This window comes from Elusimicrobiota bacterium (assembly GCA_016182905.1).
Classification (GTDB): domain Bacteria; phylum Elusimicrobiota; class Elusimicrobia; order UBA1565; family UBA9628; genus GWA2-66-18.
Window position 1 is genome coordinate 62302 of the sequence record JACPFR010000021.1, and the last position, 25881, is coordinate 88182.

A 25881-nucleotide genomic window follows, 5' to 3' on the forward strand; every position below is an offset into this window, starting at 1 on the left:
ATGGCGAACCTGAACAAAGTCATGCTGATCGGCCGTCTCACCCGCGACCCGGAGGTCAAGACCTTCAGCAACGGCGGCAAGGTCGCCAAGATCGGCTTCGCGGTCAACAACAGGAAGAAGAACGCGTCGACCGGCGCGTGGGAAGACGTCCCCGTCTGGATCGACCTGAAGGTGTTCAACCGCGAGACCGGCCGCAAGATGGCCGACCTCGTCGAGTCGAACCTCAAGAAGGGCCAGCAGATCTTCGTCGAAGGCCACCTCGTCCTCGAGGAGTGGACCGGCAAGGAAGACGGCAAGAAGGCCTCGAAGATGGTCGTCGTCGTCGACAACTTCGAGTTCCTCGACAAGAAGGAAGGCGGCTCCGGCGGCGGCATGGGCCGGCCCGCGGGCGGCGCCTCGAAGTCCTCCGACGTCGGCGACGACTCGATCGAGGAAGTCCCGTTCTAGCCGCAGCGTAAGTTCCGGCGTCCCCCGGGAGTAATCCCGACGGGGGACGCCAAATGGACACGACCGGAGCGCTGCGCCGCTGGTTTCAAGGACCGGGCGGCCAGCTCCGGTCGGCATCCGGGCTCCTCGCGCTGCTGCTGGTCCTCGTCGCGGTCCACGAGTGGGCGTCCTCGCGCCCGAAGCCGCGCCTCCTGTCGTGGAGCGCGTCCGGCCCGGGGCCGACGCCGTTGACGGACGGGGCGCGCCCCGATCCGGTCCGAATCTCGTTCTCCGATTCCGCCGCGAAGCTCGAGGACATCGGCAAGTCCGTGACTCGCGGGATATCCATCGCGCCGCGCGCGCGCGGGACCTGGTCGTGGGCGAGCGACCGCGAGATGATCTTCACCCCGGACGAGGACTGGCCCGCGGGCCAGGGCTACGCGGTCCGCTTCGAGCAGGGGTTCTTCCCGGGGCACGTCCGCCTGGAAAGCCTGGAGGGACGCTTCGTCACGGCGCCGTTCGCCGCGACGCTCGCCTCCTCCGAGTTCCACGTGGACCCGCGGGATCCGGCGCTGAAGCGCGTCGCCGCGACCTTCCGCTTCAGCCATCCCGTCGACACGGACGCGTTCGAGAAGCGCCTGTCCATGGTCATGAGCGGCCAGAAGCAGGGCCTGTTCGACCGGGACCGAGTTCCTCATAAGTTCACCGTCGCCTACGACAAATTCCACGGCGAAGCCTACGTCGCCTCCGAGCCGCTGCCCATACCGATCGAGGCGGCGATGATGGAAGTCGCCGCCGCCGCCGGCGTAGGCCCGGTGCGCGGAGGCCCGAAGACCCCCGCCCCGCTCTCCGCCGCGGTCCGAGTGCCGAGCATGTACGACTATTTCCGGATCGAGAGCGCCCGGGCCGAGCTCGTGCGCAACGACCGGCTCGAGCCCGAGCAGGTGCTCGTCGTCGAGGCCTCGGGCGGCGTGAGCGAGAAGGAATTCGCGGCCCGGATCAAGGCGTGGCTCCTTCCCGCCGACCGGCCCGCGGCGCCCGGACGCCCCGTCGAACGGAACCATCATTGGAGCGATCCGTCCGAGATCGGCCCGGAGACGCTCGCCCGCTCCACCGCCGCGGCTTTGACGCCGGTCGCCGCCGAGAGGGAATACCCGTCCGTCCACAGCTTCAAGCTCAGGGTTCCGCCGGGCGCCGCGGTGTACGTCAAGGCGCCGCGCGGCCTCGTCGCCTACGGGGGCTACGTGCAGGCGAAGGACTTCGACGCAGTCGTCCGCCTGCCGGGATTCCCGCGGGAGATCAAGATCCTCCACGAGGGCGCCCTGCTGCGGCTGTCGGGAGAGAAGAAGCTCTCCCTCTACTCCCTCGGCGAGCGCGCGGTACGCCTCGAGGCGGGCCGCGTGCGCTCGAGCCGGCTCAACGATCTCGCGAGCCAGACCGAAGGGGACTTCGCCAACCCCGCCTTTCGCGGCTGGTCGTTCGGGCAGGACAACATCACCGAGCGTTTCGAGGAGGTGCGGGAGTTCGGCCGCGTCGAGCCCGACCGGCTCCACTTCTTCGCGTTCGACTTCACGCCCCATCTGCAATCTCCGGCCTCCGGCGCCCGCAACGGGCTCTTCTTCCTCCGCGCCGAGGGCTGGGACCCGAGGCTCAATCGCGCGACGGGCCCCGCCGACACGCGCTTCATCCTCGTCACCGACCTCGGCGTGCTCGTCAAGGAGAACGCCGACGCGACCCGGGACGTGTTCGTGCAGTCGCTGGCGACCGGCGAGCCGGCCCCCGGGGCGCGCGTCGAGGTCGTCGGGGTCAACGGCCTCCCGATCGCGAGCGCGGGGACCGACGGGGCGGGGCGCGCGCGCCTTCCCGACCTGTCCGGCTTCAACCGGGAGCGCAAGCCGGCGGCCTTCGTCGTGCGCGCCGGCGAGGACCTCTCCTTCCTCCCGTTCGACCGTCAGGATCGGCGGCTCGACGTCTCGCGCTTCGACGTCGGGGGCGACTCGACGAAGGGCCGGGAGCGGGAGCTGTCCGCCTACCTGTTCAGCGACCGCGGGCTGTACCGTCCGGGTGAGGCGTTCCACGCGGGGGTCATCGTGCGGCCGACCGTGTGGGGCCAGGATCTCGCCGGGATGCCGATCGAGATCTCCGTCCTGGACCCGCGGGGGCTCGAGGTGAAGAAGGTCAAGCTGTCCCTGTCCGCCGCGGGCTTCGAGACGGTCGATTATCAGACGCAGGAGAACGGGCTGACCGGGAGCTTCATGGTCTGCGTCTACATCGTCAAGGACGGACGCCGCGGCGCGCTGCTCGGCTCGACGACGGTGCGCGTCGAGGAGTTCCTGCCGGACCGGCTTCGGATCACGGCGCGTTTCTCCCAAGAGAGGACCGAAGGCTGGGTCTCGCCCAAGGACCTGCGGGCGGAGATCGGCCTGCACAACCTGTTCGGCACGCCCGCGGAGGGGCGGCGCGTCGCCGCCCGCATCCGCCTCTCCCCCGCGGCCCCGTCCTTCAAGGCGTTCGCGGACTACGCGTTCTTCGACCCCTCGGAGGCGAGGAAGAGCTTCACGGAGGGCCTCGACGACGCGAAGACGGACGCCGAGGGCGCCGCGTCCTTCGACATGCCGCTCGAGCGCTTCGCCGAGGGCACCTACCGCCTCGAGCTGACGGCGGAGGGCTTCGAGGCCGAAGGCGGCCGCGGCGTCGCCGCGCAGGCGGCGGTGCTCGTGTCGCCCCGGCCCTACCTGATCGGTCTCAAGGCCGACGGCGACCTGCGCTATGTGCCGCGCGGGAGCACGCGCACGGTGACGGCGGCGGCCGTCGGCCCGGAAGGGCGGGCGGTCGCCGCGTCCTCCATCACGCTCCAGCTCATCGAGGAGCGCTGGGTATCCGCCCTCGTCAAGGGCGGCGACGGCCTCTACCGTTATCAATCGGTCAAGAAGGAGCTGTTCGTCTCGTCCCGGACCCTGCAGCTTCCGGCGGGCCCGCGCTCCCTGCGTCTCGACGCCTCGTCCCCGGGAGACTACGCCCTCGTGCTGCGCGACGCGGGCGGCTCCGAGCTCAATCGCCTGCGCTATTCGGTCGCCGGCCACGGCAACCTGTCGCGCAGCCTCGAGAAGAACGCCGAGCTGCAGCTGCGCCTGGAGAAGGCCGATTACGCGCCGGGCGAGCTCGTCGAGATGCAGATCAAGGCGCCTTACGCCGGAGCCGGCCTGATCTCCATCGAGCGCGACAAGGTGCACGCGCACAAGTGGTTCAGGGCCTCGGCCAGCGCCTCGACCCAGAGCATCCGGCTTCCCGACGGCGTCGAGGGCAACGCCTACATCGCGGTCACCTTCCTGCGCGCGCCGCATGAACGGGAGATCTTCATGAGCCCGCTCTCCCACGGCGTCGCCGCGTTCAGCGTGAGCCGCTCGCGCCGGGAGCTGCCGGTGACGCTCGCCGCTCCGGAGCATCTCAAGCCCGGGCGGAGGTGCTCGCTGCGCGTCAGCACGCCGCGCCGGTCGCGCGTCGCGGTGTTCGCCTCCGACGAGGGCATCCTGCAGGCCGCGGGCTGGAGGACGCCGGATCCGCTCGCGCATTTCCTGCGCAAGCGCGCCTTGGAGGTCCGGACCTATCAGCTGCTCGACCTTCTCCTCCCCGAATACCGCCTGTCCATGTCCGTGATGGCGCCGGGAGGAGACAAGGACGGCTGGGACGCGGCCGGAAAGAACCTCAACCCGTTCAAGCGCCGCCGCGACAAGCCCGCGGTGTTCTGGTCGGGAATCGTCGAGACGGGCCCGGAAGGCACGGAGGTCTCCTTCCTCGTGCCCGACTCGTTCAACGGGACGCTGCGCGTCACCGCCGTCGCGGCCGAGCCGTCGTCGATCGGCGTCGCGCAGAAGAAGGTCCTCGTGCGCCAGGCGATCGTGCTCTCCCCCAACGCTCCCCTCTTCGTCGCCCCCGGCGACGAGTTCGAGGCGAGCGTGGCCGTCGCCAACGGCGTGAAGGGCTCGGGGCCGGGCGCCGTCGGCCGCGTCGCGCTGAAGACCTCCGGGCACCTCGAGGTCGTCGGAGAGAGCGTCAAGCTCGTGCCCGTCGCGGAGGACCGCGAGGCCGTCGCGGTGTTCCGCCTCCGCTCCCGTCCCGCGCTGGGCGCGGCGCGGCTGACCTTCGAGGCGGCCTTCTCGTCGGAGACGGCCCGGCGGGAGCTGTCGCTGAGCGTCCGCCCGTCGATGCCTTATCAGGTGACGGTGGTGACCGGGCACTTGAAGACGGGCCGCCGGGAGTCCCCCGTCCCGCGCAAGCTGTACCCTTCGTACCGCGCCCTCGAGACCTCGGTCTCCCCCGTTCCCCTCGTCCTCGCAAAGGGCCTGCTCCAGTATCTGCAGAACTACCCGTACGGCTGCACCGAGCAGGTGCTCAGCCAGACGTTCCCCGCCTTGATCCTGCGCCGCCGCCCGGAGTTCGGCTACGCCCCGGAGACCGTCGAGACGAACCTCGCCCGGGCGGTCGACATCCTGCGTTCGCGCCAGAACGAGGACGGCGCGTTCGGCATGTGGGCGGCCAACTCGCATGTCTCGCCTTTCCAGGCGGTGTACGCGGCGCACTTCCTGACCGAGGTGAAGGAGAAGGGCTACGCCGCGCCGCCGGAGCTCCTGGAGCGCTCGCTCGTCTACCTGAACGCGGTCGCCGCGGGCGACCCGGGGACCGACGCGCCGCAGCGGGTGCGCGCCTACGCGGCCTACGTGCTGACCCGCAACGGCCGCGTCACCACCCCGCTGATCGACGCCCTGCGCGCCCGGTTCGACAAGGACGGCGACCGGGCCTGGAGGAAGGACCTGACCGCGGCCTATCTCTCCTCGTCCTATGCGATGCTGCATCTCGACGGACCGGCCGAGACCCTCATGAGCGGCGTGGCGACCGGCGAGCCGCGGACGCCGGATTGGGAGTGGTTCTACGACGACTCGATCCACGAGGCGCAGTACCTGTACCTTCTCGCCCGGCATTTCCCGGCGAGGCTGGCGAAGCTCGACGCGGACGCGGTGCTGCGCGTCGTCGCCCCTCTGCAGCGCGGAAGCTACAACTCGCTCTCGGCCGCGTACTCGATCCTGGCCCTCGACGCGTACGCGGCGGCGGCCGGGGAACTCAAGCCCGGCGAGGCCCGCGTCGAGGAGGTCCTCGAGGCCGGCGGCCGGCGCGCGCTCGCGCTGCCTCCGGGGCTGTTCGCGAAAGCGGAGTTCACGCCGGCGGCGAAGGCGATCTCGGTGGAGAACCTCTCGCCGCGCCGCCTGTTCCATCAGACGACGCAGTCGGGCTACGACCTCGCCGTCCCGGCGGAGCCCGTGCGCCGGAAGCTCGAGATCCTCCGCGAGATTCTTAATGACACGAATCACGTTGTGACGACGGCCGAGCTCGGCCGCGACTACACGGTGCGCCTGCGCGTGCGCTCGCTCGACGGCGCCCGCGTCCCGAACCTCGCGGTGGTCGATCTCGTGCCCGGAGGCTTCGAGCCGTCGTGGAAGGAGCGGGCGGACGAGCCCCCGGGCGTCGAGTATCAGGACATCCGCGAGGACCGCGTGCTGTTCTTCGGCTCGGCGGGCTCGAGCGTCCTCGAGTTGTCCTACCGCGTCAAGGCCGCCGGCCGCGGGACCTTCGTCGTGCCTCCCCCGTTCGCCGAATCCATGTACGACCGCTCGGTGTCCGCCCTCGGCTCCGCCGGCTCCATCGAGGTCCGATGAAACGGCGCCTGGCCGCGGGCCTCGTCCTCGCGCTGTCCGCGGCCGCGCTGAAGGCCGCGCTGCCGCGTCCCGCGCCGCTGCGCGAGGGCTTCGTCTTCTCGCGCGCGGTGTACGCGCGCGACGGCCGCCTGCTCCAGCTCACCTTGGCCGCGGACGGGCGCTACCGTCTCTGGGTGCCGCTGCGCGAGATGTCCCCCGTCCTCGTCGAGGCGACCTTGCTCCACGAGGACCGGCGCTTCCGGTACCACCCGGGGGTGGACCCCGCGTCCCTTCTCCGCTCGGCGTGGACGACCTATGGGGCGAAGACGCGCCGCCGCGGAGCCTCGACGATCACCATGCAGCTGGCCCGCCTCAAGTACGGCATCGACTCGAGCCGGCCCGCGGGGAAGGCGCTCCAGATCGCGCGCGCGCTGCAGCTCGAGCTGCTTCATCCGAAGGACCGCATACTCGAGGCCTACCTCAACCTGGTCCCCTACGGAGGGAACATCGAGGGGGCGGGCGCGGCGAGCTTCGCCTATTTCGGCAAGGACGTGTCCCGCCTCGACCTGAGCGAGGCGATCACGCTCGCCGTGATCCCCCAGAACCCGGTCCGCCGCACCATGACCCGGACGCAAAGAGCGGACCGGCGGACCCTGGAGGAGGCCCGCCGCCGCCTGTTCGCGCGCTGGCTCGCCCTGCATCCCGGAGACGCGCGCCGCGGCGCCGCGCTCGAGACGCCGTGGGAGGTGCGCGGGCCGCGGGACCTGCCGTTCGACGCGCCCCATTTCGCGCGCCGCGTACTCTCCCGGACCCGCGAGGAGAGAATCGTGACGACGTTGGACCTCGACGCGCAGAAGCTCCTCGAGAGGCTCATCTCCGGCTACGTCGAACGGCGCCGCGAGCACGGCATCCGCAACGCGGCGGCGCTGCTCGTCGACTTCACCTCGATGGAGGTCGTCGCCGCCGTCGGCTCGGCCGATCACCGGGACGCCTCCATCTCGGGACAGGTCAGCGCGCTGACCGCGCGGCGCTCCCCGGGATCGGCGCTCAAGCCCTTCGCCTACGCGCTGGCCTTCGACCAAGGGCTCATCCACCCGCAAAGCCTGCTCAAGGACGCGCCCGCCGCCTTCGGCGCCTACGACCCCGAGAATTTCGACGGAGATTTCGCGGGCCCCCTGCCCGCGCGGGAAGCGCTGGTGAAGAGCCGGAACATCCCCGCGGTCGCCTTGGCGTCGAGGCTCGCCCCGCCCGGCCTGCACGGGTTCTTGAGAGCCGCGGGCGTCGATCTGCCCCGGCCGGCGGAGCATTACGGCCTGGGCCTCGTCCTCGGCACGGGCGAGACGAGCATGGAGGACCTCGCGCGTCTCTACGCGATGCTCGGCAACGGCGGCGAGCTCAAGCCGCTGCGCCGCGCCGCCGCCGACCCGAAGCCGCCGGGCGCCCGGCTGCTGTCGCAGGACGCGGTATTCCTCACGATGGACGCCCTCCGGTCCAGCCCGCGGCCGCGCCAGGCGTTCCGCGAGGAGTGGCGCGCGGGCGTCCTGCCGGTCTACTGGAAAACCGGCACCTCCTGGGCCTTCCGGGACGCCTGGGCCGCCGGCGTCTTCGGCCGGTACGCGCTCGTCGTCTGGATCGGGGACTTCCGGGGCGAGAGCAACCCCGCCTTCGTCGGCGCGGAGGCCGCGGCGCCGCTGTTCTTCGACGTCTCCGACGCGCTGCAGGCGCGGGGCCCGATGCGCGACGAGTACGCCCTGAGCCGGAACGGCCTGACGGCCGTCTCCCTCGACGTCTGCGCCGTGTCCGGAGCGGCTCCCGGGCCGCATTGCCCGCGCCGGGCGAAGACCTGGTTCATCCCCGGCGTCTCCCCGATCGCGGCGTGCGACGTCCACCGCGAGATCCTCGTCGACGAGCGCTCCGGGCGGCGGGCCTGCGGTCATGCCGGCGCCCGCGCGGAGGTGTTCGAATTCTGGCCGTCCGACCTGCTGCGCATCTTCCGGCAGGCGGGGGTCCCGCGCCGAACGCCCCCCGCCTACGACCCGGCCTGCGGCCTGACCGACCGTTCCGGGCGCGGCACGCCGCCGCGCATCACCTCGCCCTTGTCGGGCGTGACCTACCACGCGGCCGCCGCCGAGCCCGGACCGATCCCGCTGTCCGCCGTGGCCGACGCGGACGCGCGCGAGCTGTACTGGTTCGCCGACGGGGCGCTGGTGGGCCGCGCGATCGCCGGCAAGCCCTTGTTCTGGACGCCCCGTCCGGGACGCAGCACCGTGCGCGTCGTCGACGATCAGGGGCGCGCGGACGCGCGGGAGGTGTCGGTCGCGTTCAGCGAGTAGGCTACGCGGGGACGGAGACGGGCGCCGTCCGGCGCGAGACGATGAGCATGTTGACGCGCACGGCGAAGCCCTCGTCCTGCTGGAGGACGCGGCGGAAGGCTTCTTGGGGTATCATCAGGATGACCGCGCCCTCGTCGGAGGCCTTGATCGTCGCGCCGGCCGTCCCCATCTCGACGACGGACATCTCGCCGAACACCTCGCCGGGGCCGAGCGCGGCGACGCGGACGAGGGCCTTCGTCGAGGCCTTCACGCAGACGTCGGCCTGGCCGGAGACGACGACATGGAGCCCGTCGACGGTCGCGCCCTTGAAGAGGATGGTCTGCCCGGCCTTGAACGACAGCAGCTCCGAGGACTGGGCGAGCGCGGTCAGGTTCTCCTCGTTCACGCCGGCGAACAGCGGCACGTGGCCGCGAAGATACGTCAGGGCATCCATGGTCCTATCATAGCCCGGGCCGCGCCGGCCGTACAGGGTCCTATGACCCGCCTCGGCTAGGCCCCGCTCTTGGGGCTTTCAGCCCTTGCGCCGCGCCGCCGCTCCGGCTAATCTGGGAGCGATGATCCGTTTCGCCTTCCGCATTTGTATTTTTCTGACCGCCTCGCCCTTTGCGCGCGCGGCCGTGCCGCGTCTCTCCGTCGAGGCCATGCCCGTCTCGGTCGTCGCCGCGCCGGCGGCGGTCGCGGCCTTCCCGGCCGCCCCGCTGCCGCTCACCGCCGCCGCGTCGGCGCCGAGCATCCTCGCCGCGCCGTCCCTGGAGGCGGCGCCCGCTCCCGTCACGGCCGCGCCCGCGCCGGCCGGGGCCGGACGTTCCGTCGCTCCGCGCGATCGGGACTTCTCGAGCTGGACCTTGCCGAAAGAGGACTCCGGAAACCTGACCTTCCGCGACTCCTGGTTCCGATCCGCGCGTCTATGGGACGGCGCGGATCCGGCGCGGCTGCTCGGAGAGGGAGCGATGGGCTCGGTCTTCGTTCATCCGTCGCGCCCCGACGCGATCGTGAAGGTCGCGCGCACGGGCTACGCCGAGGCGGCGGGGCAATACATGGCGCCGGACGACGAGGTGATCTTGGCCTACGAAGACTACGATCTGGATCGGCTCGCCGCGCTCGGCGCCGCGCCGCGGCCGCTGTCGCGTCTGACGATCTCCGGCCGCCCGGCAAGCGTCCGAGAGAGGATCTACGGGAGGACGGTGTCCGGACTCGCCCGACGCGGCCTCTTCGGGCCGCGGGAGCTCTCGCTGGTCCACGAACTCATCCGGCGCATCGCCGCCGGAGGCTTGACGGCCCGGGACATGAACCTGGGCAACATCATGATCGGCCGGCGCGGGGGCGACGCGGAGGAACGCGCGTGGCTCGTCGACACGCTGGGAGTGCACGCGCGAGAGGGAACCGACGCCCAGCGCCGCGAGGAGATGCTGGCCGAGCCGGTGCCGTGGCTGGCGATCAACGGTTTCGGCCTCGCGCGCCCGCTCGGACGGATGCTCGACGCGAACGCGGGACGTTAGCCCCCCGCGGCCTTGCGCGAGGCGATCAAGGCCTTCACGCGAGCCACGAACTCGGGGCTTTCGGCCAGCAGGACGCGGAAGGCGTCCTGCGGGATGTTCAGGACGTAGGTGCCGTCCTCGATGCACTTGATCGTGGCACCCGCGGTGCCGTTCTCGATGATCGAGGTCTCGCCGAACACGTCGCCCGACGAGAGCTCGGCGACCTGGACGACCGGCTGCGTCGGAGGCTTGATGAACACCCCGGCCTTGCCCACGGCCATGACGTGCAGCCCGTCGACGGTCGCGCCCTTGAACATGATGGTCTGGCCGTTCTTGTACGCGCTCAGCGTCGAGCCCACCGCCACCGCCGTCAGGTGCTCGTCGGAGACGCCCGCGAACAGCGCGACCCGCTCGCGCAGGAAAGTGAAAGCGTCCATTCTCATAGGTTAACAAAAGCGACGCGCCGCTTTGTTAAACTTCTAAGGTGAGCGATCCGGGACGTTTATTCATGTTCGGAGCGTACGGCCTCAAGCCGACGCGCCAGACGGTGTCCCTGTTCAAGTCCACGGGGGCCACCGGCCTCCTCCTGCTCGCGCGCAACATCGAGACCCCCGCCCAGACGAAGGCCTTCGTCGCCGAGCTCGAGCAGCGCCTCGGCCGGCCTCTGCTCGTGGCCATCGACCACGAGGGCGGCTGGGTCCTCAGGTTCAAGAGCGGGGTCACGCCCTTCCCGGGCAACGCGGCGCTGGGGCGCGCCCGAGACCCCAAGCTCGCCTACGCCGTCGGCCGCCAGATGGCGCGCGAGCTGGCCCCACTCGGGATCCGCATGAACCTGGCGCCCGTCCTCGACGTGGCGACCGAGGCCTACAACCCCGGCATCGGGATCAGGTCCTTCGGATCCGACGCTTCCTTGACCTCGCGGCTCGGCGCCGCGTTCATCAAGGGCATGCAGGACAGCGGCGTCTCCGCCTGTGCGAAGCATTTCCCCGGCAAGGGCGCCGCCACCGTGGACGCCCACGTCGACCTGCCGACGATCGGGCTGCCCCGCGCCGCGTTCTCGCGCACGCATCTGGCGCCCTTCCGCGCGGCCTGCGCGGCGGGCGTGGACGCGGTGATGACCTCCCACGTCCGATTCCCCGCCTTCGACAAGGAGGTCGCGACGTTCTCGACGAGGATCGTCCGGGACGTGCTCCGCGGCGAGCTCGCCTACGACGGCCTCGTCGTCAGCGACGACCTGTGCATGGGCGCGATCACCAAGCGCTGGCCGGTCGCGGAGGCCACGCTCAAGTGCCTCGACGCGGGCCACGACGTGCTGATGATCGCCCACGACCTGCAGGGCATGACCGACGCCGTCGAGCTGCTGCGCGAGGCCGGGGCCCCGGCCGGGCAGCTCGAGGCCGCCGACGCGCGCATCACCCGCCTGCTCCACCGCCGGAAGGCGCCCGCCGCCCGCCTCTCCGACGGCGCGAAGCTGTCCGCCCGGATCGCGGAGCGCGCCGTCATGGTCGTTCGCCGCGGGAAGACCGCCCTGCCCGTGCCCCTGTCCCGGGACACGCTCGTCGTGGTCCCCGATTTCAGGGAGGTGCGGGAGCGCTTCACCTTCGAGGGCGGCCCCGGCGGCCCCGAGGCCCTCGTGCGGCGCTTGGCTCCGGGCTGCGCGTTCGCCCGCGCGCCCGTCGTCGGCAAGGACCTCGGCCGGCTTCCCGAGCTCGCGAATCGGGCGAAGCGCGTGTTGTTCCTGTGTTTCGAGGCCGGCCGCTTTCCGGGCCAGGCCGCCGCCTTGCGGCTGCTCGCCGGGACGGCCGCGGCCAAAACCGCCGCCGTTCTGATCCGTTCCTCCTGGGACCTCGACCTTTGCCCCAAGACGATGACCGTCGTGGACGCCGCCGGCTACCGCCTCGTCAGTCTCGAGGCGGCGCTGTCGCGGACCCTGTCGCGGAGAAACTCATGATGACCTTCCTGCTCGCCGTTTGGATGCCGCTGTCTTCGCCGGCCCTCGCGGCCGAGCCCGCCCCCGCCCCGGCGTCGAGCGTGACCGTGCTGAAGGACCGCTTCATCGAGGCCGGAAGCTCCGAGGAGCGCACCAGGCTCCTCGACCAGATCGCCAAGACCGCGCCCGTGACGGGGCAGGACGTGGCCCATCTGTTCGACCTGTTCTCGCGCTTCACCGACGCCTACACGCGCGATTCGGTGATGGCCTCGCTGGCGCGCATCGCCCCGGGCAGCCCGCAACTCGAACCCCTGTTCATGACCTACCTGCGCCAGCCCGAGCCCGAGGCCCAGCTGTTCGGCGTCAACGGAGCCTTCCGCCTGCGCGCGCGCGCCGCCTTGCCCATCATCCGCTCCATCGCCGGGCGCAAGTTCGCCGCGAGCAGCGTCACCGAGAACAACATGATGACCGAGCGCAACGCCTGGTGGACGCAGTACGAGGCGCTCTCCGCCCTCGCCCAGTGGGAGCCGGAGAAATCGTATTCCCTGCTCGAGAGCAAGGGCCTGGAAAGCGCGAAGGTCGGGACCCTTCTCGGACGCTATTACTGGAAGAAGACCTTGCCCAAGCTGCGCTCCTGGAGCGAATCCGGCGATCTGATCGCCAGCGAACGGGCCGCCCTGGCGGTCTCCGCCCCGATCGACCTCGCCGACGCCCGCGCGACCCGGGACCAGATGTTCAAGCTGCTCCGCGACCCCAAGGTCGACCCCGAGATCCGCCGCCACATGGCCCTCAAGATCGGGGTCTCCTCGACCGACGACGAGGCCGCCGCGCTCGTGGCCGAGCACGACACCGTCAAGGACCCCGGAGAGCGCCTCTATTGGGTCACCGCGGCCTTCAGCACCCGCAGCCCCAAGGTCATCCCCCTGCTCGTCCGCTACGCCCAGACCGGCGACGAGGTGATGCGCAAGGGAGCGACCGCCCAGCTCGTCGACATGGTCGGAGAAGCCGAAGCCAGAAAGCTCATCGACGCCAAATAAGCGGGTGCCAGGCCTCCCATTATCCCATTACTCTGGAAGAGTCTCCCGATCGAGTAATGGGATAATGGGAGGCCTGGCACCAGTTTCCTAGACGCCGAAAAAAAGAAGTAAAATAAGCTTATGGTAGGCTTATTCTGGTGGGCCGCGGGCCTGTGCGTCGTCCTGCTCGCCGCCCTCGCGCTCACCCTTCGCCGGCTCTATTCCTTAGAAGCGTCCCAGCCCGCCCGCCTCCCCGCCCCCCCGCGCGCGCCCGAAGGCTGGAGCAAGCTCGACGAGCTGCTCAACATGCTGCTCGCCCTCCAGGAGAACGGGGTCTCCCACTCGGGCGCCATCTCCCGGGAGGAGTTCGGCCGGGCCGTCCTCGACTGCGCCTGCCAGCTCATGAAGTGCGACCGGGGCTCGGTCATGAACTGGGACGAGAGGGAGGGCTGCCTGAAGATCGTCGCCGCCCGCAGCCTGACGACGGAGAGCTCTCAGAAGCTCTTCCTGCGCCCCGGCGAGGGCGTCGCCGGCAAGGCCTTCGCCTCCGGCCAGCCCATCTTCGTGGCCGACCCGGCCAACGACCCGCGCTACCTCGCCCCCGCGTCCGGCGACGTCGAGCCCTTCGTCTCGATCCCGCTCCTGGTCAAGGGCAAGCCCATCGGCGTGCTCAACCTCCACGCCAAGGTCGGCGCCGAGCCCTTCAGCGACTACAACGTCAAGTTCCTCAGCATACTCGCGGGCGAGGCCGCCGTCATGCTCCACAACATGGACATGTTCGACAACCTCCAGATCTTCTATCTGGAGATGGTCCAGACCTTGGCCCGCGCCGTGGACTCCAAGGACGCCTACACCGCCGAGCACAGCGACCGCGCGCGCGTGAAGGCCCGCCGCGTCGCCCAGGAGATGGGCCTGCCCGACCCGATGGTGCGCCACGTCGAGTACGCCGCGCTCCTCCACGACATCGGCAAGATCGGCATCGACGAGGCCATCCTCCTCAAGCCCGGCAAGCTCACGCCCGAGGAGTACGAGGAGATGAAGAAGCACCCGATCATCGGCCACCAGATCCTCGCCCCCGTCAAATACCTCGGCCCCGTCGCCCAGATGGTCCTCTACCACCAGGAGTGGTTCGACGGGAGAGGCTATCCCGAAGGGCTGAAGGGCGAGCAGATCCCGCTCGGCGCACGGATCGTCGCCTGTCTCGACGCCTGGGACGCCATGATGAGCGACCGCCCCTACCGCAAGGCCCTCGGCCGCGACATCGCGCTGGCCGAGCTCAAGAAGGGCGCCGGCACCCAGTTCGATCCCAAGGTCGTGGAGACCTTCATGCGTCTGGAGCTCACCGAATGGTCGCGCGAGCCGGCGGCGCATTGATGCTTTATGTGGTGCCGACGCCGCTGGGTAATTTAGAGGACATGACGGCGCGAGCGTTGCGTACGCTCAAGGAATCGAAGGTGGTGTTCTGCGAGGACACTCGCCGCACCCGCAATCTGATGAGCCATTTTGGTTTGGGCGTGCCCCTCGAGCGTTATGACGAGAACGACCCCCGTTCTGTCGACAAACTTCTCGAACGAGTCCGCCGAGGCGACGCGGTCAGTCTGGTTTCGGACGGCGGATTGCCCGGCGTGTCGGATCCCGGAAGAAAAGCCGTTGCGGCAGCGCGAAGGGAAGGTTTGCCCGTCATCGCGCTGCCCGGTCCCTGCGCCGTCGCGACAGCGGTCGCCGGCTCGGGTTTGCCCGGCGATTCTTTTATCTTTTTAGGTTTCCTACCACGCACTCCGTCCAAGCGCCGCAAGGCGCTTGAAGCTTCAAAGCCGTTAAACCGCACGATCGTTCTCTATGAGTCCCCGTTTCGAGTCGTTGAACTGCTCGAGGACGTCATAATGTCCGTCGGAGCGAGCGCCCAAGTCGTTGCCGTTCGCGAATTGTCCAAGATCCACGAGGAATGGATCCGTGGAACCGCGACGTCCGTCCGCGACGCCCTCGCCGCGAAGCCCGAGATCCTCGGCGAGTTCGTCATCGTTTTACATCCGGACCCGGAGCCCTCCAATGCCTGATTCGATTTCCCTGACCCCGGACGGGACGCTCTCGCCGGAAAACGCGGCCCGCGCCGGAACCGCCGGCAAGAGCACCAAGCTCGTCGTCTTCCCCACGGAGTCCTCCTACGCCGTCGGCTCCACCGGCTTGATCAAGGCCGCCACGCGCCGGGTGCTCCAGGTCAAAGAACGCTCGACGTTGAAGCCCCTCGCCGTCCTCGTGCACTCGACGGACGCCGCCAAGACCTGGGTGGAGTGGACCCCGCTCGCCGAGTCCCTCGCCGCCAAGTTCTGGCCCGGTCCGTTATTGCTCCTCCTCAAACCCACCGCCCAGGGCCGCCTTCTGACGTTCCCCGAGTACCCGACCGTCGCCATCCGCGTCCCCGCGCACCCGGCCGCCCGCGCGATGATCGCCGCCTCCGGCGTGCCCTGGGTCTACACCAGCGCCAACAAGTCCGGCCGGCCGCCGAGGCTCGACGCCGCCTCCGTCCTCGCCGAGCTGGGCGCGGACATCGACCTCCTCGTCGACGGCGGCTCCGTCCCGGCGGGCGACCCGACCATCGTCGACGCCACCGGAGACAAGCCCCGCGTGACCAAGGTCGGCCTGATCCCCGCCGAGGCGATCATGGGGGCCCCTGCCGCATGATGAATCGCGTTCTGTTCGTTTGCACCGGCAACACGTGCCGTTCGCCGCTGGCCGAACGGCTGTTCCTCGAGCTGTCCCGTGAAGCCGGCCTCTCCATGACCGCCGCCTCCGCCGGCACGCAGGCGGCCTACGGCATGCCGCTGTCGCGCGGCGCCGCCGGCGTCTTAGCCGAGCACGGAATCGGCCCCGTCACGCACCTCGCCCGCCGCGTCGACAAGGCGCTCCTCGACGCCGCCGACGCCGTTTACTGCCTGGAGCGCGATCACCGCGACGAGCTCCTCGTGAAGTTCCCGGACGCCAAGGCCAAGCTCCTCGTCCTGCGCGAGGCCGCCGGCCTCTCGCCCGCGGACGTCGAAGACCCCGTCGGCGCCGACGCCGGGGAATACCGGGCCTGCGCCGCCTCGATCGAGGAGGCCCTCAAAATCATCGTTCGTAGGGAGAGTGAATCTTATGCCCAAAACCCTCGCTGACCTGGACCCCGAGCTGTACGCCGCGATCGCGCGCGAAGCGCGCCGCCAGTCCGACAACCTCGAGCTCATCGCCTCGGAGAACTACACCTCCGAGGCCGTGCTCGAGGCCCAGGGCTCCCTGCTCACGAACAAGTACGCCGAGGGCTACCCGGGCAAGCGCTACTACGGCGGCTGCGAGTTCGTCGACCAGGCCGAGACGCTCGCCATCGAGCGCGCCAAGAAGCTGTTCGGCGCCGAGCACGTCAACGTCCAGCCCCACTCGGGCTCCCAGGCCAACATGGCCATGTATCTCTCCGTCCTCAAGCCCGGCGACGGCGTGATGGGCCTCAACCTCGCCCACGGCGGGCACCTGTCGCACGGCCACCCGATGAACTTCTCCGGCAAGTACTACAAGATCATCCCCATAAACGTCCGCAAAGAAGATGAATTGATCGATTACGATCAGGCCGAGAAGGACGCGCGCGAACAGAAGCCGCGCATCCTCTTCGTGGGCGCCTCGAACTACTCGCGCGTCATCGACTGGGCCCGCCTCAAGAAGATCGCCGACGATGTCGGCGCCCTCTTCTCCGCCGACATCGCCCACTACGCGGGCATGGTCGCCGCCGGCGTCTACCCGTCCCCCGTCGGCCTGGCCGATTTCACGACCACGACCACGCACAAGACTTTGCGCGGCCCCCGCGGCGGCATGGTGATGTGCAAGGCGGTCCACGCCAAGGCCCTCGATTCGAGCGTGTTCCCCGGCGAGCAGGGCGGCCCTTTGATGCACGTGATCGCCGCGAAGGCCGTCTGCTTCGGCGAGGCCCTCAAGCCCGAGTTCAAGGCCTATCAGCTGCAGACCCTCGCCAACGCGCGGCGCCTTTCGAAGGGCCTTCAGGACCGGGGCTTCCGCATCGTGGCCGGCGGCACCGACTGCCACCTGTTCTCCGTGGACCTGCGCCCGAAGAACGCGACGGGCAAGGAGGCCGAGGAGGCGCTCGACAAGGCCGGCATCACGGTCAACAAGAACGCGATCCCCTACGACCCGCAGAAGCCGTTCATCGCCTCCGGAGTGCGTATCGGCACGCCCGCGATCACGACGCGCGGGATGGGCGAGAAGGAGATGGACGAGGTCGCCGAGCTCATCGACTCGGCCCTCAAGGTCCGGACCGACGACGCGGCGCTGGCGCGCGTCAAGCAGGGCGTCACCGCGCTTTGCCGGCGCTTCCCCATCTACCCGTCGATGATGGAAAAGCTCCTCGCCGCCAAATGATCGCGCAGATCCTCGTCGCCGACGACAATCCGGACATCACCGGGCTCCTGGACGACTATCTCTCGAGCAAGGGCAACCGCGTGATCGTCGTCAACGACGGCTATCAGCTCGCGCAGAAAGCCGGCGAGCACCGGCCGCACCTGATCCTCACCGACATCCAGATGCCCGGCGCCTACGGCTCGTCGGCGTACCAGGTCCTGCAGAAGGACGAGGCCACGAAGCACATCCCCGTGATCTTTATGTCGGCGCATCCGCTCGCGAAGCTCGCCAAGCTCCTGCCCAACGACCCGAAGACCCGCTTCGTCCAGAAGCCGGTGAACCTCGAGACGCTTTACGAGCTCATCAAGGAGCTGCTGCCCCTGGGAGGGTATTGCCCGTGAAGAAGACGAAGAACTCCGCGAAAGTCGGCGTCATCGGGGGCAGCGGCCTCTACTCCTCCGACGCCATCAAGAGCCCGCGGGAGCTGCGCCTCAAGACCCCTTTCGGCGCCCACTCCGGACCCATCACCCTGGGCGACCTCGACGGCATACCCTGCGCCTTCCTCCCCCGCCACGGCAAGGGCCACGTCGTCACCCCGACCGAGATCAACCAGCGCGCCAACATGTGGGCGCTGAAATCCCTCGGCGTCGAGCGCGTGCTCGCGTTCAGCGCGGTCGGCTCGCTCAAGGAAGAGCTTCCGCCCCGCACCTTCGTGTTCCCCGACCAGCTGGTGGACCGGACCAAGGACCGGGTCCAGACGTTCTTCGGCAACGGATTGGTCGCCCACATCGCGCTGAACCCGCCCTTCGCGCCCGAGCAGAACCGCATCGTCTTCGACTGCGCCAAGGAGCTCGGCATCAAGTCCGTGCTCGGCGGCACCTACTGCTGCATGGAGGGCCCGGCGTTCTCCACGAAGGCCGAGAGCGAGATGCACCGCTCCTTCGGCTGGTCCCTCATCGGGATGACCGCCGCCACCGAGGCCAAGCTCGCGCGCGAGGCCGAGCTCGTCTACTCTCAGGTCGCGATGGTCACCGATTACGACTGCTGGAAGGAGGGCGAGGAGGTCCACACCGAGATGGTCGTGGCCAACCTCCACGCGAACTCGGCCAACGCCCAGAAGCTGATGCGCCTGGCCGTGCCCCGCATCGCCGCGGCTCCGCTCGAGCCCGCTTTCTCGCAGGCGCTGAAGGGGGCGCTGTTCACCGCCCCCGAGGCGCGGAACAAGGCCACCCTCAAGAAGCTCGACCTCCTGGTCAGGAAGTACCTCTGATGGCGAAGAACCCGAAGCGCTCCGTCGAACGCCTCATCGAGACGGCCGTGCAGGCGCAGAAGCGCGCCTACTGCCCCTACTCGCGCTATCCCGTCGGCGCCGCCGTCATGACCGCCGGCGGCCGGGTGTTCCCCGGCTGCAACGTCGAGAACGCGAGCTACGGCCTGGCCATGTGCGCCGAGCGCGCCGCGATCTACCACGCGGTGGCGAGTGGCTTCGACTCCATCGTCGCCGTGGCCGTCGTCGGCGCCGCCGCCAAGCCCTGCGGCGCCTGCCGCCAGGTCATGCACGAGTTCAGCGACAAGGACACCGCGATCCACCTCGTCGACCTGAACCCCACCACCGGCCGCCGCAAGATCGTCAAGACGACCGTCTACAAGCTGCTGCCGCTCGCCTTCGACCCGCTCGCCTCGGGGCTGCTGCCCAAGAATCCGCGCAACCTGCTGCGGCGCAAGACGGCGAAGACCAAGAAAAGGAAATAACCATGGACGCCTCTCCTATAAAAGTAATTGCTGACTGGATGAAGACCGCCGACCTCGCCGAGGTCGTCTACCGCAAGAACGGGACGGGCTTCTCCCTGACCGCCCTCGGCGCGGGCGATCATCCGGCCATCGCCGCCCCCGCGATGCCCGCCGGCCGCTTCGTCTCCGTCGCGAGCGACGGCGTCGGCGTCTTCCAGTGGAACGAGCCGGGCAAGGCGCGCAAGACCGAGGAAGGGTCCGAGGTCGCCGCCGGCGACGCCGTCGGCGTGATCGTGACCGGCTCCGGCGCGTTCAAGCCCGTCGTCTCCACGCACGCCGGCCGCGTGGCCAAGATCTTCATCGACGCGGGCCAGGCCGTGGAGTACGGCCAGCCGCTGCTCCTCCTCGAGATCCGCTAGATGCCGCAAGCCGCGATCTTGTGCGCTCAGTGCGGGGCCGCCTCGGCGGCCCCGCACTCGCAGTGTGCCAAGTGCGGCGGCAAGAACGTGCGCGTCTGCGGAGGCTGCGGCCTCCAGAACTCGCTCACCAAGAACTACTGCGACAAGTGCGGCAACCCGATCTCGGAGCTCGGTCCGGCCGTGGCACCCCCGCCCCCGACGGCCGTTCCGGGCGCGCCGAAGAGCGACATCCCGGCGACGGTCGTCAAGCACATCGTCCCGAAGGACGCGCCCCCCAAGGAGGCCCCCAAGGGGCCCGCCAAGAAGGAGCCTCCGCCCGCGGCGCTCCCCCCCGCCAAGACGAAGGCGGTCGAGCCCGGCGCCCCGAACGCCGCCCCGGCGAACGCGCCGCTGCCCGTCGCCGGCCGCAAGGTCGCCGACCCCTTCGCCGCGAACGAGGTCTCCAACGATCCCTGGGCCCCCGTCGCCCCGCCGCAGCCGGAGTTCATCCCCGGCCCGCCGCGCTGGATCGGGACGCTGCGCCGCGTCGTCACCACGACCTTCGCCACCTTCGCCGTCGTCGCCGCGCTCGTCGCCGTCTGGTACTGGACCGAGAACAACAAGCCCGAGAACGCCTCGCGCCGGGCCGCCATCCAATACCTCGACGTCCTGAAGGCGAAGGACTACCCCGCGGCGTATTCCATGTTCTCGGACTCCGCCCGCAAATACTGCACGCTCGAGGAGTTCATCGCCTCCCGCGACACCTCGACCTGGACCTGGTCCAACCTGCGCATCGACCACATCGAGCCGGGCGCCGTGCTCTACGCCTACGAGCTCGAGGTCGCGGGCGCGCCCCCGCGCACCGACCGCGTCCTGTTCTTCGAGGAGAACAAGAGGTGGGTGCGCCCCTACAGCTGGGTGCTGATGCAGAAGGTCGAGGAGGCCTTCGAGAAGAACAACGCGGACCTGAGCCTCGTGCTCGCCCAGGCCGCGGCGACGGTCAATCCCCGCGACCCGATGGCCCGCGGCTACCTCTGCGAGGCCGCCTACTACCGCAAGGCGCCGGCGGACACCGAGCGTCAGTGCCTGACGGCCATCGAGCTCTCCCACGTGTATCCCTCGAACCTCTCGCTGAAGAGCCTCTACCACCTGCACGCGATCCTCGCCGACACCTACAAGAACGCGCTCCATAAGCCGGACCTCGCCCTCGACCAGTTCGCGCAGATGCTGGCGTTCCCCAGCATCTCGCCCGCCGACCAGTGCGAGATCCTGCTCGCGCGCTCCGAGGCATACATCACTCTCAGCCGGCCCGGCGAGGCCCTGGCCGACGCCAACCGCGCCGCCCAGCTCTGCGTGCGTCCCCAGGACCTCGCCTACATCGAGGACATCCGCCGCAAGCTCAACGCGCCCAGTCAATGAGGAAGACGACATGTTCAAGAAGATCCTGATCGCCAACCGCTCCGAGATCGCCGTGCGCGTGATCCGCGCCGCGCGAGAGCTCGGGGTCAAGACCGTCGCCGTCTATTCCGAGGCCGACCGCGAGTCGCGCCACATCGCGATGGCCGACGAGGCCGTCTGCATCGGGCCCGGCCCCTCGAAGCTCTCCTACCTCGACCAGGAGGCCGTGCTGTCGGCGGCCAAGAACACCGGCGCCGACGCCATTCATCCGGGGTACGGATTCCTTTCTGAAAACGCCGACTTCTCCGAGCTGTGCGCCAAGCGCGGCATCACCTTCATCGGTCCGCCGCCCTCCGCGAGCCGCAAGCTCGGCTTCAAGAGCGCGGGCAAGGCCGTCGCGGCCCTGGCCAACGTCCCGGTCGTGCCCGGCACCGAGGGCGACATCACCACCGACGTCTCCAAGGAAGTAGAGGCGATCGGCTACCCCGTCCTCATCAAGGCGTCCGCCGGCGGCGGCGGCAAGGGGATGCGCATCGTCCGCTCCGCCGCCGAGCTCAAGCCCCAGCTCGAGGCGGCCGCGACCGAGGCCAAGGCGGCCTTCGGCGACGGCTCGGTGTTCATCGAGAAGCTGCTGGAGCGCCCTCGACACGTCGAGATACAGATCATCGCGGACAACCACGGCAACGTGGTGGCCTTCCCCGAGCGCGACTGCACCGTCCAGCGCCGCCACCAGAAGCTCGTCGAGGAATCCCCCTCCCCCGCGCTGACGCCGGCCGTCCGCAAGGACATGCAGGCGGCGGCCATCCGCCTCGCCAAGGCCGCGGGCTACCAGAACGTCGGCACCGTCGAGTTCCTCTTCCAGGACGGCAAGTTCTACTTCATCGAGGTCAACGCGCGCCTGCAGGTCGAGCACCCGGTGACCGAGGCCGTCGCGGGCGTCGACCTGATGGAGCTGATGATCCGCGTCGCCGCCGGCGAGAAGCTCCCCTTCGGCCAGGAGCGCGCCAGCGAGATCCGCTGCCACGCCATCGAGCACCGCATCAACGCCGAGGATCCCGACAACAACTTCATGCCCTGCCCGGGGAAGATCGAGAGCATCGAATTTCCAGGCGGCGCCGGGGTACGGGTCGACACTTACGTCTACGCCGGCTACACGATCCCGAGCTACTACGACAGCATGATCGCCAAACTCATCATCTCGGCGGGCGACCGGCCCGCCGCGCTGAGGCGCTCCCTGCGGGCGCTCGGCGAGCTCAAGATCACCGGCGTCAAGACGACCGCCGGCATGCACGCGAAGGTCGTCGCCCATCCCGTGTTCATGAGCGGCGACTTCGACACGCACTTCATCGACAAGACCGGCCTGCTCGACACAAAGGAGCCCGCCCATGTCTGAGTTCAAGAAGACCATCGAGTCTCAGCTCAAGGACTCCGCCAAGGTCCTGACAGCGACGAGCAAGCTTTCACCCATCATCAATGCAGCCGCCGAAGATCTTCTCCGCGCCTACCGGAACGGCGGCAAGCTGCTCTCCTTCGGCAACGGCGGCTCCTCGTGCGACGCCATCAATTTCGCCGACGAGCTCACCGGGCGCTACCGGCGCAACCGCCCGGGCCTGCCCGCGGTCGCCCTCTCGGCCAACACGAGCGACCTGACCTCGATCGCCAACGACTTCGGCTTCGAATACGTCTTCGAGCGGCCTCTGCGCGCGCTCGGCCGCCCCGGAGACGTCGCCGTCGCGATCTCGACGTCGGGCAACTCCAAGAACGTGCTGAAGGCCGCCGCCGCCGCGCGCGAGCTCGGAATGACGGTCATCGGCCTCACCGGCCGCTCCGGCGGCAAGCTCAAGGACCTGTGCGACCACTGCGTGCGCGTGCCGTCCGACTCGACGGCTCGCATCCAGGAGGCGCACATCACGGTCATCCAGATCTGGTGCGGGATCCTCGAGGACGAGCTGTTCCCGAACGCTCCCCTCGCCCACGGCTGATGGCCTCCTCCTCGAAGATCATCCCGCTCAAGAAGCTCGCGACCTTGCGCGAGCTTTGGCGCTGGGAAGGCCGCGCCGTCGTCTTCACCAACGGGGTCTTCGACATCCTGCACGCCGGCCACGTGAAGGTCCTCGAGAAGGCGAAGGCGCAGGGCGACCTGCTCGTCGTCGGCGTCAACTCCGACTCCTCCGTACGGCGGCTGGAAAAAGCCCCGGGGCGTCCCTTCAATAAATGGCGCGACCGCGCCGAGGTCATCGCCGCCCTCGGCTGCGTCGACGCCGTCGTCAAGTTCGACGAGCCGACCCCCGAGAAGCTCATGGCCCGCCTCAAGCCCGACGTCCAGGTGAAGGGCGGCGACTACAAGCCCTCCGACCTGCCCGAGGCCAGACACGCCGGCAAGGTCGTGATCGTGGCCCTGAAGAGGGGCTACTCGACCACGGGCCTCATCAAGCGGCTTCAAGGCAGGCGCTAGCTCCCCCTCCGAGAATATCCCAGCCGCGCTGGAGCAGGGCGTCGTCCGGATGCAGCCCGCGCGCCTTGCGAACGACCTCGGCGGCGGTCCGCCGCATGCCTTTGAGGTCCAGGGTCATGGCCAGGTTGTAGTACGCGAGCGGGTTGCGCGGATTGAGGCGCAGCGCGGCCATGAAGCGGGCGACGGCCTCGTCCAGGCGTCCCGCCCCGCACAGCGCGGTACCGAGGTCGTTCTCGAGCGCGAAGGAGCGTCCGAGCTCCATGGCCCGCCGCAGCGAGTCGTCGGCCAAGTCGTAGCCGGCGGCGCGCCAGGCCTGATGCCACGCCTCGCCGTCCTTCGGATCGATGGCGACGGCGAGGAACGCCTCCCGCTTCGCCCGTTCGCGGTCGGGCTCGGCGCCGCGCCCGATCGCGAGCGACATCGCGCGATGTCCGTCGGCGCGCTCCGGCCCGTAGCGCAGCGCCGAGGCCGCGGACGCGCGGGCCAGATCGTAATAGCTCCGGCATTCCAGCCCGGCGGCCTCGCGGCGGAAGCCCCAATAGGCGTAGGTCTCCGACAGACCGGCGAGAGCGGGGGCCGAGCGCGGCTCGGCCTTCAGGATGACCCGGTAGCGCGCGGCGGCGCCCGCGTAGCCTTCGACGTCGAAACGCCGCATGAGCCGGCCGGCATGGCGGAGAGATTCGTCGAGGCGGAGCGGCGGGGCGCCCGGGGCCGCTCTCGGCGGGAGGACGGTCGGCATGGTCATTCCGATAGGACGATCTTGAGGGCTTCGCTCAGGGAGGTCTCCCCGGAGGCGGCCATCTTCAGCGCGGATCGGCGCAGGCTCGACATCCCTTCCTGCGCGGCGAGCTCGGCCATCGCCTCGCCGTCGTTCGACGACAGGATCAGGTGGCGCATGGCGGAGGTGCCGATGGGCATGACCTCGAAGATGGGCCGGCGTCCCGCGTAGCCGGTCTGCCCGCAGTCGGCGCAGCCGACGCCGCGGTAGATCTCCGTCATGGACGCGAGCTCCGCCTCGGCGAGGATCCGTTTCTCCGCGTCGGAGAGAGGCACCTGGAGCTTGCATCTCGGGCACAGCAGCTTGAGCAGCCGAAGGGCGATCACCATCCGGAGGCTCGCCGCCGCCAGATACGGCTTGATCCCCATCTGCGTCAGGCGCATGATGGCCGAGGGGGCGCTGTTGGTGTGCAGGGTGGAGAGGACGAGGTGCCCCGTGATCGAGGCCTTCACGGCGATCTCCGCGGTCTCCAGGTCCCGGATCTCCCCGATGAGCATGATGTCGGGATCCTGGCGGAGGAGGGAGCGCAGCACCGCCTCGAAGGTCAGCCCGATCGCCGGCTTGACGTGGACCTGGGTGATCCCCGGAACCAGATACTCGACCGGGTCCTCGGCGGTCATGATGTTGACGTCCGGCTTGTTCAGCATGGCGATCATGGAGTAGAGCGTGGTCGTCTTACCGCTGCCCGTCGGTCCGGTGACCAGGATCAGGCCGTTCTGGGACTGGACGGCCTTCTCGACGCACTCCAAGTCCCGTGGATTGAAGCCGATCTCCGACAGGGCGGTCTTCTGGCCGGTGCCCAGGACGCGCATCACGATCTTCTCGCCGTGCATGCTGGGCAGGATGCTGACCCGGAACTCGATCTTCCGTCCCTGCGCCGTCATCCGGAACTGGCCGTCCTGCGGCCGGCGCCGCTCCGTGATGACCAGATTCGAGATGATCTTGATGCGCGCGGTCAGCCGCGCGCCGAGCGAAGAGGGAAAAGAGCAGAGGGGGTTGAGCGAGCCGTTGAGGCGCACGCGCACGGCGATCTCGTTCTCCTGCGGCTCGATGTGGATGTCGCTGGCGCCGAGATCGACGGCCCGCAGCAGGAGCCGGTTCACGTGATCGATCAACGACGAGTCCTGGGCCTGGATCTCCGGGCTGGACTCAGGATCCGCGTCGTCCGCATTCGCATCCTCGACGAGGACGCCTCCCGCCGCCTCCGGCTCTTCCTGGGCATCCCCGGCCGGACGGACCGCGGCCCCCGGTCTCGGGCCCAGGACGATCTCGTGCCGGCCGGCCTCCCCGGCGGGGGAGCGGCCCAGCAATCCCTGGACGGCCTCGAGCAGGCGATGGCTGGACACCGGCTTCTCCAGGAAGGCGGAGACGTACAGCGGAAGCTCCTTCATGAGGCCCCGTCTGCCCTTTCCAGCGAGCATGACGACCGGCACCTTCCTCAGATCGAAATCGCCGCGCAGCTGCAGAAGGAGCTCGTAGCCGTTCAACAAGGGCAGGTCGAAGTCGAGCACCACGAGGTCGGGCTGCTCCGCGAGCGCCAGCCGCAGGCCCTCGGCGCCGTCGAGGGCTTCGATGACCTCGTGGCCGTTCTTCTCGAGCAGACGGCACACGACGCCCCGGTAATCCTTGTTGTCGTCGACCACCAGCACCTTCGGGAGTCTCGTCGCGGCGCCCTCGATGACGGGCGGAGCGTCCTCGGCGATCATGGAGTCGAGCTCCGCGAGCAGGAATTCCGCGCGGACCGGGCGGGCGCTGGGCATCGGGGGTTGAGGGGGCATATGTTCGTGGCGGCGCGACGGATCCGCGACGACAGTATAACCTCGGGCCTGCCGGCGTCAAATAGAGGGGCCGCAACTGATTTATGGCGG

The 25881-nt window shown here is 69.5% G+C and carries 23 protein-coding genes; 19 read left to right on the forward strand and 4 right to left on the reverse strand.

Annotated elements, in window-relative coordinates; translation table 11 throughout:
- Genes ssb through pbpC form a run of 3 tightly spaced genes read left to right on the forward strand, consistent with a single transcriptional unit; the run spans position 1 to position 8449 of the window.
- The gene (ssb, locus tag HYV14_08475) at positions 1–447 is read left to right on the forward strand and encodes a single-stranded DNA-binding protein (GenBank protein MBI2386035.1); all 447 of its coding nucleotides are present in this window, start codon (positions 1–3) and stop codon (positions 445–447) included.
- 53 nt (positions 448–500) lie between these two features.
- On the forward strand, positions 501–6137 hold the full coding sequence (locus tag HYV14_08480) for an alpha-2-macroglobulin family protein (GenBank protein ID MBI2386036.1): 5637 nt from the start codon (positions 501–503) through the stop codon (positions 6135–6137).
- Positions 6134–8449 carry a penicillin-binding protein 1C gene (pbpC, locus tag HYV14_08485; protein MBI2386037.1) on the forward strand — a complete coding sequence of 772 codons (2316 nt, stop codon included), beginning with the start codon at positions 6134–6136 and terminating at the stop codon, positions 8447–8449. The genes HYV14_08480 and pbpC overlap by 4 nt, the downstream gene beginning before the upstream one ends.
- Before the next feature lies 1 nt (position 8450).
- Here the strand turns inward: pbpC and HYV14_08490 are convergent, their stop codons facing one another.
- Entirely contained in the window at positions 8451–8882 is a 432-nt protein-coding gene (locus HYV14_08490; protein ID MBI2386038.1) for a cyclic nucleotide-binding domain-containing protein, read from the reverse strand.
- 121 nt (positions 8883–9003) lie between these two features.
- Between HYV14_08490 and HYV14_08495 the strand changes: the two genes are divergently transcribed.
- A complete protein-coding gene (locus tag HYV14_08495; GenBank protein MBI2386039.1) occupies positions 9004–9948 on the forward strand; it encodes a hypothetical protein in 945 nt (314 codons plus the stop codon).
- On the opposite strand, the gene HYV14_08500 is transcribed toward HYV14_08495, so the two are convergent.
- Complete coding sequence (locus HYV14_08500) at positions 9945–10364, reverse strand: cyclic nucleotide-binding domain-containing protein (GenBank protein MBI2386040.1); 420 nt, start codon at positions 10362–10364, stop codon at positions 9945–9947. The two genes, HYV14_08495 and HYV14_08500, sit on opposite strands and share 4 nt — an antisense overlap.
- 47 nt (positions 10365–10411) lie before the next feature.
- Between HYV14_08500 and nagZ the strand changes: the two genes are divergently transcribed.
- From nagZ to HYV14_08575, 15 genes are all read left to right on the forward strand, one after another.
- The gene (gene nagZ, locus HYV14_08505; GenBank protein MBI2386041.1) at positions 10412–11878 is read left to right on the forward strand and encodes a beta-N-acetylhexosaminidase; all 1467 of its coding nucleotides are present in this window, start codon (positions 10412–10414) and stop codon (positions 11876–11878) included.
- Entirely contained in the window at positions 11875–12894 is a 1020-nt protein-coding gene (locus tag HYV14_08510; protein MBI2386042.1) for a hypothetical protein, read from the forward strand. Before nagZ ends, HYV14_08510 begins: the two co-directional genes overlap by 4 nt.
- A 120-nt stretch (positions 12895–13014) precedes the next feature.
- Positions 13015–14247 carry a GAF domain-containing protein gene (locus HYV14_08515; GenBank protein MBI2386043.1) on the forward strand — a complete coding sequence of 411 codons (1233 nt, stop codon included), beginning with the start codon at positions 13015–13017 and terminating at the stop codon, positions 14245–14247.
- The gene (gene rsmI, locus HYV14_08520) at positions 14220–14930 is read left to right on the forward strand and encodes a 16S rRNA (cytidine(1402)-2'-O)-methyltransferase (protein MBI2386044.1); all 711 of its coding nucleotides are present in this window, start codon (positions 14220–14222) and stop codon (positions 14928–14930) included. The genes HYV14_08515 and rsmI overlap by 28 nt, the downstream gene beginning before the upstream one ends.
- Positions 14923–15555 carry a threonylcarbamoyl-AMP synthase gene (locus HYV14_08525; GenBank protein ID MBI2386045.1) on the forward strand — a complete coding sequence of 211 codons (633 nt, stop codon included), beginning with the start codon at positions 14923–14925 and terminating at the stop codon, positions 15553–15555. The genes rsmI and HYV14_08525 overlap by 8 nt, the downstream gene beginning before the upstream one ends.
- Positions 15552–16025 (forward strand): low molecular weight protein arginine phosphatase, encoded by a 474-nt coding sequence (locus tag HYV14_08530; GenBank protein ID MBI2386046.1) that lies wholly within the window; start codon positions 15552–15554, stop codon positions 16023–16025. The genes HYV14_08525 and HYV14_08530 overlap by 4 nt, the downstream gene beginning before the upstream one ends.
- On the forward strand, positions 16006–17274 hold the full coding sequence (locus tag HYV14_08535) for a serine hydroxymethyltransferase (GenBank protein MBI2386047.1): 1269 nt from the start codon (positions 16006–16008) through the stop codon (positions 17272–17274). Before HYV14_08530 ends, HYV14_08535 begins: the two co-directional genes overlap by 20 nt.
- A complete protein-coding gene (locus HYV14_08540) occupies positions 17271–17654 on the forward strand; it encodes a response regulator (protein MBI2386048.1) in 384 nt (127 codons plus the stop codon). Before HYV14_08535 ends, HYV14_08540 begins: the two co-directional genes overlap by 4 nt.
- Positions 17651–18523, forward strand: a complete 873-nt coding sequence (gene mtnP, locus HYV14_08545; protein ID MBI2386049.1) for an S-methyl-5'-thioadenosine phosphorylase — start codon at positions 17651–17653, stop codon at positions 18521–18523. Before HYV14_08540 ends, mtnP begins: the two co-directional genes overlap by 4 nt.
- Positions 18523–19005 (forward strand): cytidine deaminase, encoded by a 483-nt coding sequence (locus tag HYV14_08550; protein ID MBI2386050.1) that lies wholly within the window; start codon positions 18523–18525, stop codon positions 19003–19005. Before mtnP ends, HYV14_08550 begins: the two co-directional genes overlap by 1 nt.
- A gap of 38 nt (positions 19006–19043) precedes the next feature.
- The gene (locus HYV14_08555) at positions 19044–19403 is read left to right on the forward strand and encodes a hypothetical protein (protein ID MBI2386051.1); all 360 of its coding nucleotides are present in this window, start codon (positions 19044–19046) and stop codon (positions 19401–19403) included.
- Positions 19404–20801 carry a zinc ribbon domain-containing protein gene (locus HYV14_08560; GenBank protein MBI2386052.1) on the forward strand — a complete coding sequence of 466 codons (1398 nt, stop codon included), beginning with the start codon at positions 19404–19406 and terminating at the stop codon, positions 20799–20801.
- A gap of 10 nt (positions 20802–20811) precedes the next feature.
- Positions 20812–22173 carry an acetyl-CoA carboxylase biotin carboxylase subunit gene (locus HYV14_08565; GenBank protein ID MBI2386053.1) on the forward strand — a complete coding sequence of 454 codons (1362 nt, stop codon included), beginning with the start codon at positions 20812–20814 and terminating at the stop codon, positions 22171–22173.
- Positions 22166–22762, forward strand: a complete 597-nt coding sequence (locus HYV14_08570) for a D-sedoheptulose 7-phosphate isomerase (GenBank protein ID MBI2386054.1) — start codon at positions 22166–22168, stop codon at positions 22760–22762. Before HYV14_08565 ends, HYV14_08570 begins: the two co-directional genes overlap by 8 nt.
- Entirely contained in the window at positions 22762–23235 is a 474-nt protein-coding gene (locus HYV14_08575) for an adenylyltransferase/cytidyltransferase family protein (protein MBI2386055.1), read from the forward strand. Before HYV14_08570 ends, HYV14_08575 begins: the two co-directional genes overlap by 1 nt.
- Here HYV14_08575 and HYV14_08580 read toward each other — a convergent pair.
- Both HYV14_08580 and tadA read right to left on the reverse strand, forming a co-directional pair.
- Entirely contained in the window at positions 23210–23974 is a 765-nt protein-coding gene (locus HYV14_08580) for a tetratricopeptide repeat protein (GenBank protein ID MBI2386056.1), read from the reverse strand. The two genes, HYV14_08575 and HYV14_08580, sit on opposite strands and share 26 nt — an antisense overlap.
- Positions 23975–23976: 2 nt before the next feature.
- The gene (gene tadA, locus HYV14_08585; protein MBI2386057.1) at positions 23977–25773 is read right to left on the reverse strand and encodes a Flp pilus assembly complex ATPase component TadA; all 1797 of its coding nucleotides are present in this window, start codon (positions 25771–25773) and stop codon (positions 23977–23979) included.
- Positions 25774–25881 lie beyond the last annotated feature (108 nt).

What these genes read in the sequence shown, in the direction of transcription:
- HYV14_08550 (MBI2386050.1), top strand. Translation starts at nt 18,523, where the DNA reads ATGGCGAAGAACCCGAAGCGCTCCGTCGAACGCCTCATCGAGACGGCC.
- HYV14_08565 (MBI2386053.1), top strand. Translation starts at nt 20,812, where the DNA reads ATGTTCAAGAAGATCCTGATCGCCAACCGCTCCGAGATCGCCGTGCGC.
- HYV14_08525 (MBI2386045.1), top strand. Translation starts at nt 14,923, where the DNA reads ATGCCTGATTCGATTTCCCTGACCCCGGACGGGACGCTCTCGCCGGAA.
- HYV14_08490 (MBI2386038.1), bottom strand. Translation starts at nt 8,882, where the DNA reads ATGGATGCCCTGACGTATCTTCGCGGCCACGTGCCGCTGTTCGCCGGC.
- HYV14_08500 (MBI2386040.1), bottom strand. Translation starts at nt 10,364, where the DNA reads ATGGACGCTTTCACTTTCCTGCGCGAGCGGGTCGCGCTGTTCGCGGGC.
- ssb (MBI2386035.1), top strand. Translation starts at nt 1, where the DNA reads ATGGCGAACCTGAACAAAGTCATGCTGATCGGCCGTCTCACCCGCGAC.
- HYV14_08560 (MBI2386052.1), top strand. Translation starts at nt 19,404, where the DNA reads ATGCCGCAAGCCGCGATCTTGTGCGCTCAGTGCGGGGCCGCCTCGGCG.
- pbpC (MBI2386037.1), top strand. Translation starts at nt 6,134, where the DNA reads ATGAAACGGCGCCTGGCCGCGGGCCTCGTCCTCGCGCTGTCCGCGGCC.
- rsmI (MBI2386044.1), top strand. Translation starts at nt 14,220, where the DNA reads ATGGTCGCGCGAGCCGGCGGCGCATTGATGCTTTATGTGGTGCCGACG.
- HYV14_08555 (MBI2386051.1), top strand. Translation starts at nt 19,044, where the DNA reads ATGAAGACCGCCGACCTCGCCGAGGTCGTCTACCGCAAGAACGGGACG.
- HYV14_08570 (MBI2386054.1), top strand. Translation starts at nt 22,166, where the DNA reads ATGTCTGAGTTCAAGAAGACCATCGAGTCTCAGCTCAAGGACTCCGCC.
- HYV14_08510 (MBI2386042.1), top strand. Translation starts at nt 11,875, where the DNA reads ATGATGACCTTCCTGCTCGCCGTTTGGATGCCGCTGTCTTCGCCGGCC.
- HYV14_08495 (MBI2386039.1), top strand. Translation starts at nt 9,004, where the DNA reads ATGATCCGTTTCGCCTTCCGCATTTGTATTTTTCTGACCGCCTCGCCC.
- HYV14_08480 (MBI2386036.1), top strand. Translation starts at nt 501, where the DNA reads ATGGACACGACCGGAGCGCTGCGCCGCTGGTTTCAAGGACCGGGCGGC.
- HYV14_08540 (MBI2386048.1), top strand. Translation starts at nt 17,271, where the DNA reads ATGATCGCGCAGATCCTCGTCGCCGACGACAATCCGGACATCACCGGG.
- HYV14_08530 (MBI2386046.1), top strand. Translation starts at nt 15,552, where the DNA reads ATGATGAATCGCGTTCTGTTCGTTTGCACCGGCAACACGTGCCGTTCG.
- HYV14_08575 (MBI2386055.1), top strand. Translation starts at nt 22,762, where the DNA reads ATGGCCTCCTCCTCGAAGATCATCCCGCTCAAGAAGCTCGCGACCTTG.
- HYV14_08535 (MBI2386047.1), top strand. Translation starts at nt 16,006, where the DNA reads ATGCCCAAAACCCTCGCTGACCTGGACCCCGAGCTGTACGCCGCGATC.
- tadA (MBI2386057.1), bottom strand. Translation starts at nt 25,773, where the DNA reads ATGCCCAGCGCCCGCCCGGTCCGCGCGGAATTCCTGCTCGCGGAGCTC.
- HYV14_08515 (MBI2386043.1), top strand. Translation starts at nt 13,015, where the DNA reads ATGGTAGGCTTATTCTGGTGGGCCGCGGGCCTGTGCGTCGTCCTGCTC.
- HYV14_08580 (MBI2386056.1), bottom strand. Translation starts at nt 23,974, where the DNA reads ATGCCGACCGTCCTCCCGCCGAGAGCGGCCCCGGGCGCCCCGCCGCTC.